The sequence below is a fragment of the Pseudomonas sp. S2_H01 genome (genome assembly GCF_054668305.1).
On the sequence record NZ_CP162756.1, the window covers coordinates 4,929,351 to 4,939,609 of the forward strand.

7 protein-coding genes are annotated in these 10,259 nt (G+C 60.6%); 4 read left to right on the plus strand and 3 right to left on the minus strand.

Going from position 1 to position 10,259, the window contains the following annotated elements:
* Positions 1–154: 154 nt before the first annotated feature.
* The 4 genes from AB4N84_RS21980 to AB4N84_RS21995 all read left to right on the plus strand — a co-directional run bounded on the left by AB4N84_RS21980 (position 155) and on the right by AB4N84_RS21995 (position 5,429).
* The gene (locus AB4N84_RS21980) at positions 155–1,153 is read left to right on the plus strand and encodes an ABC transporter substrate-binding protein (protein WP_460043161.1); all 999 of its coding nucleotides are present in this window, start codon (positions 155–157) and stop codon (positions 1,151–1,153) included.
* A complete protein-coding gene (locus AB4N84_RS21985) occupies positions 1,150–2,874 on the plus strand; it encodes a diguanylate cyclase domain-containing protein (RefSeq protein ID WP_460043162.1) in 1,725 nt (574 codons plus the stop codon). The genes AB4N84_RS21980 and AB4N84_RS21985 overlap by 4 nt, the downstream gene beginning before the upstream one ends.
* A gap of 472 nt (positions 2,875–3,346) precedes the next feature.
* Positions 3,347–4,621, plus strand: a complete 1,275-nt coding sequence (locus tag AB4N84_RS21990) for an OprD family outer membrane porin (protein WP_460047096.1) — start codon at positions 3,347–3,349, stop codon at positions 4,619–4,621.
* Between the two features lie 211 nt (positions 4,622–4,832).
* Complete coding sequence (locus tag AB4N84_RS21995) at positions 4,833–5,429, plus strand: trypsin-like peptidase domain-containing protein (RefSeq protein ID WP_460043163.1); 597 nt, start codon at positions 4,833–4,835, stop codon at positions 5,427–5,429.
* On the opposite strand, the gene AB4N84_RS22000 is transcribed toward AB4N84_RS21995, so the two are convergent.
* Genes AB4N84_RS22000 through AB4N84_RS22010 form a run of 3 tightly spaced genes read right to left on the minus strand, consistent with a single transcriptional unit; the run spans position 5,430 to position 10,212 of the window.
* Positions 5,430–6,638, minus strand: coding sequence for an HlyD family efflux transporter periplasmic adaptor subunit (locus tag AB4N84_RS22000; RefSeq protein WP_074749629.1), 1,209 nt, complete (start codon positions 6,636–6,638; stop codon positions 5,430–5,432).
* Entirely contained in the window at positions 6,635–8,794 is a 2,160-nt protein-coding gene (locus AB4N84_RS22005) for a type I secretion system permease/ATPase (RefSeq protein WP_460043165.1), read from the minus strand. The genes AB4N84_RS22000 and AB4N84_RS22005 overlap by 4 nt, the downstream gene beginning before the upstream one ends.
* Entirely contained in the window at positions 8,791–10,212 is a 1,422-nt protein-coding gene (locus tag AB4N84_RS22010) for a TolC family outer membrane protein (protein ID WP_460047098.1), read from the minus strand. Before AB4N84_RS22010 ends, AB4N84_RS22005 begins: the two co-directional genes overlap by 4 nt.
* Positions 10,213–10,259: the final 47 nt, after the last annotated feature.

Genomic DNA, 10,259 nt, shown 5'->3' on the forward strand with positions numbered 1-10,259 from the left:
TCGCGCGTCGCGCGTCACGTTTCCGACCGCAGGCTTGGTTTGCGCAAGCAGGTTGCCAAGCAACGGCACATTGCCATATGTATAGTGGCGTGATTACCGGTTCCGGGCATCGTCCATGAAATACCTGTGCCCATTTTGGTTGATGATTGGTTGTTTGTTCGCCGCGTTTCAGGCGAGCGGCGCTGAACAGACATTGCGTGTTCTGGCATGGCCCGGTTACGCCGACGGTGACCTGGTCGCGGTTTTTGAAAAGCGTTACAAGGTCAAGGTCGAGGTGACGCTGGTTGGCAGTGATGAAGTGCTGCGCAGCAAGCTGGCGGACAATCAGGGCAGCGATTTTGACGTCATCGCTGCCAATACCGCCGAAATCCACAATTATGTGAACCAAGGTCTGCTGCAGCCCCTGCACCCCGAACGCATCGCGAACACGGCGCGCCAGCTCCCGCGTTTCCGTGACTATTCGCGCATCCCCGACATTGTCGTCGACGGCCAGATTTATGCCGTTCCCTATGCATGGTCCGACATGGGGCTGATTTATGATCGCAAGCAATTCAGTCAGCCGCCGGAGTCGATCGACGCCATGTGGGACCCCAGGTTTCAAGGGCGAGTGTTGGCATTCAATACCGGCAACCATAACTTTTCGCTGGCGAGTCTCGCGCTGGGCGGTGATCCGTTTCAGATCCGAGCGGCCGATTTCCTGAAGGTGGCCGACAAGCTGATCGCCTTGCGGCGCAATGTCCTGACCTTCTATTCGTTGCCCGAAGAGGCGGCTGAGCTGTTCCGCACCCATTCGGTGGCGCTGATCTTCGCCAATTACGGTCGTCAGCAGCTCAGGCAACTGCGCGATGCCGGGGTGGATGTAGGCTATGTAGTGCCACGAGAGGGTGCGCTGGCCTGGCTCGATTGCTGGGCCATCAGTCGGGGTGCGCGGGATCCTGCTCTCGCCAGTCTCTGGATCAACTACATGCTCGAGCCTGAGGTCAGTCGGGCATTGACCGATCGACAGGATCTCTCCAACACCCTGCAGGAGCCCAAGGATGCCAGCCCTTCAAGCCGTCTGATATGGCTGCGTCCGGTGGAGGACGACGAGCGTCGCGCAATGCTGTGGCAGCGCATCGTTTCCGGAGAACGCCCGCCATTGAGGGAACAATGATGAGGTTCGGCATCGCCTTCAAGCTGGCTTGCCTGATGGCCCTGTTCGGCATGCTGCCGACAGGCCTGGCCGGTTACTACATCTACAGCAGCAGTCGCGAGATGCTGTTGCACGCGGCCGAGCGTGATTTGCTGACGTCGGTGCAAGTGCTGGGGCGTAATTTGCACGGCAGCCTGCGCACGATCTCTCTGGATGCCGCCGTGTTGACCAATGGGCCGCAAGTGCACGAATTAGGGCAGATCAAAGACCCGGGCGAACTCAGCCACGCGCAAGACGATCTGGCTCAAGTGTTTCGCGCGATGTTGCTGGCGCATCCCGACTACATGCAGATCCGCCTGATCAGCGCCACGAACCATGGGCTGGAGCTGGTCCGGCAGGACCGTGACGGGCCGAGCATCGTCAGGGTCGAGGGCGACGATCTGCAGGAAAAGGGACACTACGCCTACGTGTTCGAGACATTGCGACTGGCGCCGGGTGAAGTACGGATCTCTCCGATCGTCATCAATCACGAACAGGGCGCGCACTCGGGCCTGGGCAAGCCGACGCTGCACGTCTCGACGCCCGTGGCGGACGAAACCGGCAAGGTGTTCGCGCTGTTGGTGATCAACGTTGACCTCGATCAGTTGTTCAGCCAGTTGCAAAGCGATTTACCCAAGGAATATCAGGTGTACCTGAGCAACCGCTGGGGCGACTTGCTGATCCACCCGGACCATCGGCGCACCTTCGGTTTCGATCAGGGCCGCCGGTTGTTTCTGCAGGACGAGTTCCCGGAAGTCTCGCGCCTTCTCACAGAAACCGGTTCCAGCAATTTGATCAGTCGCAGCGTCGAACAAGGGCAGCAGGACCGTTTGGTGGCGGCATTCGTCCGGCTTTCCCATAACGATGCCTCCGAACCGTTCGTGGTGCTTGGGCTGGGACAACCGCAAAGCCATGTACTCGCTCAGGCTTCCCGTGCCCGAACCAACATCGCGCAGATTGCCCTGCTGTTCAGCGCATTGGCGTTGCTGGCGGCGTTCATTGCGTCGCGCGCCTTGATACGACCGCTGCGCAGCATGACCGACGCCGTCGAGCTGTTTTCCCGCGAAAGAAAAATCAGCGTACTGCCACCCAGAGACGACGAACTGGGCGTATTGGCGCATCGATTCCACGCGATGAAGCATGAGATTCTCACCCAGCTTGATGACCTGACCTGCAGCCGCGCGGCGTTCGAACACCTGGCGCGACACGATCCGCTGACCGAACTGCCGAACCGCCGCCTGTGCTTTGAGCGTCTTGAGCAGGCGCTGGTGTCCGCCCGGGAGAGCGGCAAGAAGATGGCCTTGCTGTTTGTCGACCTGGATCACTTCAAAGAGATGAATGACCAATACGGCCACCGTTTCGGCGATTTGGTGTTGCAGGCCGTGGCCAAGCTGCTGACGTCGGCGAGCGACAATGCCGATTGCGTTGCGCGCCTGGGAGGCGATGAGTTCGTGATTTTCTTCAGCGACGTCACCGACCCGCAGAAAATCGTCACGTTGCTGGAAAAGCTGCACCAGTGTTTCCAGTTGCCCTTGTTCATCGACGGACACCGCGTGCAGATCCACGCCAGCATGGGCGTGAGTCTGTTCCCCCGTGACGGTGACGACATCGGCGCGCTGATTCAGCATGCCGACCATGCGATGTACAAGGCCAAGAGTGCGGGAAGAAACCGATACTCCTACGACGTGCTGGAAGAAGAGTGAACTCCCTATAACATCGGGCAATGGTCTGTCCGTGCCCCTTGCACGGACGAGGCTGTGTGCCGTTTTCAATCACCTGCCGAATCCATACTTCCCAGCGAAAGTTTAGCGAGCGGGCGGGCACTGTTTTATCCCCTTTCGCGTTGTTTCAGTCGATACCCCATGTAATAAGTTTGGGTGTCATGATGATCGGGTGTTTTGAACAAAGTCTTTGTCCTTCACGCGTATAGGTGCAGGTTCATCAAAGACTTAACCTGCGTGCGGGCGCCTGTGCAGGCCTTTCATTCATCGCTGTTGGGGATGACAGAGTCCGCGGAAGTTCGTCACAAGGGCATGTAGAAAGCACGAGCCCCTCTCAAAAAAATAATTCATCTGCTCCCGGCACCACACGATAAGAGTGACAATAAGCGTGATTAAACACATCAGCACTTCCCTCAACTACCTGCTTGCCGGTTCTGTACTTGGAACGGTGCCCATGGCCCATGCCGCCTTCATCGAAGACAGCAAACTGACACTGGGAATGCGCAACTTTTATTACGACGCTGATAACCGTGAAGGCGGTGCGGACCAACGGGAATGGGCGCAGGCGTTCAGGCTGGATTACGTTTCCGGCTTTACCGAAGGCACGGTCGGTTTCGGCGTTGACGTGCTGAGCCTGACCGGTATTCATCTGGATGGCGGCAAAGGCCACCACCCGGACACCAATACCTTCGCACCCAGCGACAGTGACGGTTCCGCCCAGCATGAGTGGAGCAGCCTCGGCGCCACGGCCAAAGCGCGCATTTCGAAGACCGAGTTTCGTTTAGGCAACTCGCTGACGCCGAACCTGCCCATCCTGATAGCGTCCGACAGCCGACTGATGCAGCAGACCTATGGCGGGGCGATGTTCACCTCGAAAGAAATCGACAACCTGACCCTCACGGGCGGGCAGATCGAGCGCGCCAGGGGCCGGGCGTCGACTAACAGCCAAGGCCTGTCGGTGGCGGGCGGCACCCAGGACAGCAACACGTTCAGGTTTGCGGGGGGCGACTGGAAAGCCAGCAAAAACCTGACCCTGCAGTACTACTACGCCAACCTCCAGGACTATTACTCCCAACACTTTTTCGGCCTGATCCATGTCCAGCCACTGGGCGAAGGCCAAAGTTTCAAAACGGATCTGCGCTACTTCAAGAGCTACGCGGACGGTGCGAACGGTCAGGCTGGCTACCGGTTCAACAACAACGGCGGATACGCGAAAACACCGGGCGAAGTGGATAACGACACGGCCATTGCCATGTTCACCTACACCTTGGGCAGCCACAGCCTGATGCTGGGTCAGCAGCGTGTGTCGGATAACGGCGGGTTTGTCTGGTTGAACCAGGCGAACGTCACCGACAGCCGTGGTCGCAACGAAGGCGAGGGGGGCGCTTCGTTCTACTCCTTCACCGACGCCGTGGTCGGCAACTTTGGTCGTGCGGGTGAGAACACGACGTTCGGTCAATACACCTATGATTTCGCAAGCCTGGGTGCGCCTGGCCTGAAGGCTTCGATTGGCTACCTGAGCGGCGTGGACGCCAAGGCCGTCAACGGCAGCGGACCGGATACCCACGAGTGGGAAACCGACATGCGGGTCGACTACGTTGTGGCACAAGGTCCCTTGAAGGGCTTCGGCACGACACTGCGTCATGGTACGTACCGGGGTGGCGGCACCAGCATTGCTGATCAGGACCAGACTCGACTGATCTTCAACTACTCCTATTCGTTCTTCTGATTCGCTCCGCGACCTGATCAATGCCTGGACAGCAGGCATTGGATCCAATGCACTCACTGTATCGAATTCGGACAAAAGGTAGTCTCAGGCTATTGATGGAGTGATGGCTCAATGACATATTTGAGCCGTCTTCAACTCACTCTCCGTGTGCAAAATGCGCCCCCTAAAGTCACTTGTTGCGGCCTCAGTGCTGCTCAGCGGGTGCAATGGAATGCCAGTCGCTTTTACTCAGGATCCAGTTTATGACCAAGCGTTCGTCGTCCATTCCGGCGGACCGCTTCCTTACATGCTGATGGGCACGGCGGTGCAGTGGAATGACGAGTACGCCGTCACCGTCAAGCACATTCCCTACGTGCCCGGGTCGGTTTACCAAGGGCAGGGGGACATCCAGTTTTTCCGGCACAAGGCCAATGGCGTTCCACTCTGGCGTGGATACACCCCGGGCGAGGCCGTCACGGCAGTGGGTTACAACTCGCTGTACATGTCGGTGAAGGGCAGTGGCCACGCCTTGCCTGCGATGGTGCGGCTGGACGCCAAAGAGGGCAACGTGCTCTATGGCACCCACGATGGGCCGGTCGCCAAAGGCATGTCGGGCGGCCCGGTGTTTGCCGCCGATGGCAAGGTCGTCGGCATCACCGTTGCATTCCTGTCGTCCAGCGAACTGGCTGCACTCAAGCGCCCGGACCTCGCCAACCAGCCTCGGGTCAGCATCTTTCTGCCCTACGCCGAGATCAATCGCGAGTGGGGCCGTTACCTGGCGCAGGCCCAGCCGGTGACAGCGGCACCGACTCACCTTGCCAGTCGCTGATCATCGTTCGCGCAAGGCTTCGCGGGCGCGGTTCAGGGGTTTGATCAGATAATCCAGCACCGTCTTCTGGCCGGTGCGGATATCCACGGTGGCGATCATGCCGGGCACGATGGCGAAGGTCTTGCCGGCCTTGTTGCGCAGTACATCGGAGTCGGTGCGGATGTACACGCGGTAATAGAAGATCTCGGGTTTGACCTCGTCCTGGATCGTGTCAGGGGAAATGGTCACGACCTTGCCGTCGAGACTGCCGTAGATCGAGTAGTCGTAGGCGGTGATCTTCACCTTGGCTTCCTGATCCGGGTGAATGAAGGCGATATCGCGCGGTGAAATCCGCGCTTCGATCAGCAGTTGTTCGTCCAGCGGCACGATCTGCATCAGCTTTCCGTTGGGTGGAACCACGCCGCCGATGGTGGTCACTTCGATGTCCTTGACGATGCCGCGCACTGGCGAATGCAGGGTCAGACGGGAGAGTGAGTCATTGCGGCCACGAATCACTGCGACCAGCATCTGCGCTTCGGCGTTGGCTTTGGCCAGGTCTTCGCGGGCGCGCACCATGTAATCGGAGCGGGCTTCGGTGGCCTTGAGTTCGAGTTCCGAACGTTGCCGATTCAGACGCAGCACTTCAACCCGACTCGACGCGCCGATCTTCGCCAGATTCTCGGTAATCTCCAGCTCGCTGCGCACCAGTTTCAGCGAACTCTGGATGCCGTCCAGCGTGTCCTGCAGGCCCTTGCGGCGGGTGGTGTACAGCTCGGTTTCGGCGCGGATGAGTTCGGGGAAACCACTGAGCGACGCATCGAACGAGAGGGTTTTTTCACTGACCTCTGCTTGCAGGCGATTGACGCTGGCGAGCGCCGCCCGATACTTGGCTTCGCTTTCCCCCACGTTGGATTCGGTTTTCACGGCATCGAGCTGGGCGAGGACCTGGCCACGCTCCACCAGCGAACCTTCAGTGACGTTCATTTCCTTGATGATGCCGCCTTCCATGGACTGGATCACTTGCTCCCTGGAACTGGGGACCACCTTGCCCGTGCCGGTGGACACTTCCACCACTTCAAACCATGCCGCCCAGGCAAGAAAGCAGGCGATCATCACGGCGCAGCCCCAGATGACCCGGATGCCGCCAGTGATGCTGCGCTCGTCGCGACCGTCCAGGTAGGTGATCGAATCCGGCAAGCGCGGCGCGTGTTCGGCCGTCAGTGCTTTCATGACGGTGCTCCTTGGGGCTGCCGCAACCGCGCAAGCGCGGCGTCGCGGTGGTCATCGATCACGATCCGGCCGTTGTCCAGGACAATGATGCGCTCGACAAGCTGCAGGACGCTGACCCTGTGAGTGGCGACGACGAGCGTTCTGCCGGTGCACCAGGTGGTGAGTTTTTCCAGCAACAGGCGCTCGGTGATGTCGTCCAGCGAGGCGGTGGGTTCATCCAGCAGCAGGACCTGCGGTTGCCGGATCAACAGCCGCGAAAGCAGCAGGCTCTGGCGTTGCCCGCCCGACAGCCCCAGGCCACCTTCGAGAATCAGATGGTCCATGCCTTTGGGCATCTGCCGCACGAAATCCAGTGCACCGGTGACGGCGAGCGCCGCGATGATTTCCTGATCGCTGGCCTGCCCGGCGCCAAGGGTAATGTTGTCGCGCAGCGTGCCGTGAAAGAGTCGTGCCTGTTGCGACATGAGGCCCACGTCGCGACGCAGGTCGGCGGGGTCGATGTGGGCGAGGGCGATGCCGTCCAGTGTGGTTTCACCTGTACTCAGGTCCATGGCGCCGGCCAATGCCTGAAGCAGGGTCGACTTGCCAGCACCGTTGCGCCCTAGAATGGCGATCCGTTCGCCGGGGCGTATCTTCAGGTCGATATTGCTCAACGCAGGCGATGATTCTTCGCTGTAGCGAAAGCCCGCTTGACGCATCCGGTATTCCCCGCGTATCGCGGGCAGGTGCACGCGCTGGCTGCCTTCGGGGTGATCCACTGGCATCTGCATGATCCGGTTCAAGCCCTGCAAGGCGACTTTGGCCTGCTGCCAGCGGGTCAATACGTGAGTCAGCTGTGCCATGGGACCCATCATCCGCGATGACAGGATCGACGCCGCCACCAGGCTGCCGGTGGTGAGGTCGCCGGCAATCACCATCGGCGCACCGAACACGATGACCACCGCGAAGACGCCGCCCTGAACGTTCTGGGTCCAGGTCACCAGGCTGTTGGTCAAGGTGCGCAAGCGCAGGCTGCTGTCGGCTGAGGCGGCGTTGTAGTGATTCCACTGCTGCTGAAAACGCTGCTCGGCCTGCAAGGCCTTGATGTCGTCCATGCCTTGCACGCTTTCCACCAGCATCGCGTTGCGCAGCGCAGCTTCGCGCATCGATTCGTTGGCCAGTTTCGCCAACCGGTGTTGCGCAAGAATGCCCGGCAATACCATGGCAACCAACGCGAGCAGCGGAATCAGCACCAAAAGTCCGCCGATCAGGTAGAACACCAGCAAAAACAGGAAAAAGAACGGCATGTCCGCCAGCGCCGTCGCGGTGCTGGACGTGATCAGGTCGCGGATTTGCTCCAGCTCCCTCAACTGCGAAATGAACGAGCCGGTGGATTTGGGGCGGACCGAATTGCGCAGGCGCAGGGCGTGACCGAAGACCAGATCGGAGACCCGCAAGTCGGCGCGTTTGCCAAGGATGTCAGTGATGCGCAGACGCATGATGCGCATCACGAAATCGAACACCAGCGCCAGCATCACGCCGCCGAACAGCACGTACAGGGTCGGCAGCGATTCGGCGGGAATCACTCGGTCATAGACTTGCATCGAGAACAGCACACCGGCCATGCCCAGCAGATTGGCCACCAGCGAGGCGAGCATGACCTGGCTGTAGGGGCGCAGGTCGCTGAGCACGATGCGCCTGAACCAGTGCTCGTCGTAGGGCTTGATGTAATCGTTGGTGCGCACATCGCTCAGTGGCTGGATCGGCCGCAGGATCACCGTGCGCACGGCCTGGTCCGCGAGGGCCGCAGGTTCGATCCGGCTTTGCAGGCCTTGATCGCCGCTGTAGGCAATGCCCAGTTCGCCGTCTTCACCGACGCTTTCGATCACCCCGACCTGGCCATCCTGCAATTGCACCAGCAAAGGCGTGCGCCAGCGGCTCAGGCTCTTGTGGTCGTAGTCGGCGAACTTGACGCTGAGCCCGGCCTGACGCGCCATGTGCCGGACCACTTCCTCGACCCGTCCCTCACTGTGGATCGACGCCAGGCGCACGCTTTCCGGCGATACGTCCAGTCGGTAATGCCGTGCGACGGTGAGCACAGCCTCGAGCCACGGTGAATAGTCCTGACGCGCCGTGTCGGCCTGCACAGGTTGAGCGATGACGATGGGATCGGTCATGGCAGGATCTCCACATGCTGGATGGTGCTGTGATCGATACCGAATGCCCGGCGCAATGCGCCACTGTTGTAGAGACAGTCGATTTGCAGGCGACGCAGGTCGGCCTGAGTGTTGGCCAGATCGAAGCGCGACTGGTGGATCTCCTGCTCGGCATTGAGCAGGTCCAGCAGCGGCCGCGTGCCCAGCTCAAGGTATTGCCGGCCGTACAGCTCGCGGGCTTCTTTAATCGTGGTTTCGCGAAACTCCAATGAGTTGAGGCGGCGTGTCAGGCCGGACGTCTGGGCCTGGGACTCGCTCAAGCCCTGGCGCGCCTGCAAGCGAGCGGCGTCCTCGGCGGCGTCGGCAGCGGTCAACGCATAACCGGCAGCACGGCTGCGGGCACTGATGGCGCCTCCCTGATAAATCGGCACTTCAAGGTTCAGGAAAATCCCGACCTGGGTGCGGTCGATGGCCGGGTTCTGGCTGTCGTAATTGTTGTCCAGGTACTGATTGAACGAGGGCTCCAGCGACAGCGTCGGATACGCCTCGGCCTTGGCCTGAGCGAGTTCGGCCTGGGCCTGGGTGCGCTGGGCGGCTGCCTGCAGTACGGCGGGCAGGGCATCGGTAATCACGGGCGTGTTGCAGGACTGATTCAGCGAGTCCGGAAAGGCGTCGGTCACTTGCGGGGACGTCTGTCGCCCCAGAAGATTGCCCAGCGTCGCTTGCCAGCGCGCGTATTGCGCCTTGTACTCCTGCAAGGTCGCCATGCCGCCCTCGGCGCGGGACTGTGCCTGAACCACATCGGAGCGGGTACTGGCGCCCATGTCGCTGCGCTGTTTGGCCAGATCAACAATCCCGCCAATCCCTTGAATCTGCTGGCGGGCGATGTCGATCAAACGCTGATAGCGCTGAACCTCGACGTAGGCGAATGCGGTGTCCCGACCGACCTGATCGATCGCCAGCAGAATGCTCGCCTGACTGCGTGCGGCCTTGGCCCGGGCAGCCTCGACGGCATTTGAAACCTTGCCGAAGTCATACAGCATCTGCTTCAGCGAGATGCTCACCGACTGGCTGCTGGCGTCACTGCCATAGCCGCTGTTGTAGCCGCCCTTGATGCCGCCGGCGATCTGCGGGTAATAACCGGCCTCGGCCACGTTGATACCCTCGGCCTGTTGATACAGCGTGCCGATGGCCTCGCTGATGCTGGGGTGCCAGTCCACCGCGAGCCTCACCGCCTGTTCGAGCCCCAGTGTCTGCGTGTCTTCTTTGCCCGGTACTGCCGCGACGGGCGATTGGCTGCTCCGTGGTTTCGGTTGTTTGTCCCCCGGTTGATGTTGCAGCCGGGAAGGGCTGATGCTGCGCAGCCCCGGGTCGATGTATTCGTCTGCCCGCGCGGGCAGGTGGATCAGGTGTTGCAGGCCGATGGTCAATAGCACCATCGGCCAGGGGTGACGGCGTACGCACTTCACATGGTTTCCTTACTGAC

What these genes read in the sequence shown, in the direction of transcription:
- AB4N84_RS21985 (WP_460043162.1), top strand. Translation starts at nt 1,150, where the DNA reads ATGATGAGGTTCGGCATCGCCTTCAAGCTGGCTTGCCTGATGGCCCTG.
- AB4N84_RS21990 (WP_460047096.1), top strand. Translation starts at nt 3,347, where the DNA reads ATGGCCCATGCCGCCTTCATCGAAGACAGCAAACTGACACTGGGAATG.
- AB4N84_RS21995 (WP_460043163.1), top strand. Translation starts at nt 4,833, where the DNA reads ATGCCAGTCGCTTTTACTCAGGATCCAGTTTATGACCAAGCGTTCGTC.
- AB4N84_RS22000 (WP_074749629.1), bottom strand. Translation starts at nt 6,638, where the DNA reads ATGAAAGCACTGACGGCCGAACACGCGCCGCGCTTGCCGGATTCGATC.
- AB4N84_RS22005 (WP_460043165.1), bottom strand. Translation starts at nt 8,794, where the DNA reads ATGACCGATCCCATCGTCATCGCTCAACCTGTGCAGGCCGACACGGCG.
- AB4N84_RS22010 (WP_460047098.1), bottom strand. Translation starts at nt 10,212, where the DNA reads ATGGTGCTATTGACCATCGGCCTGCAACACCTGATCCACCTGCCCGCG.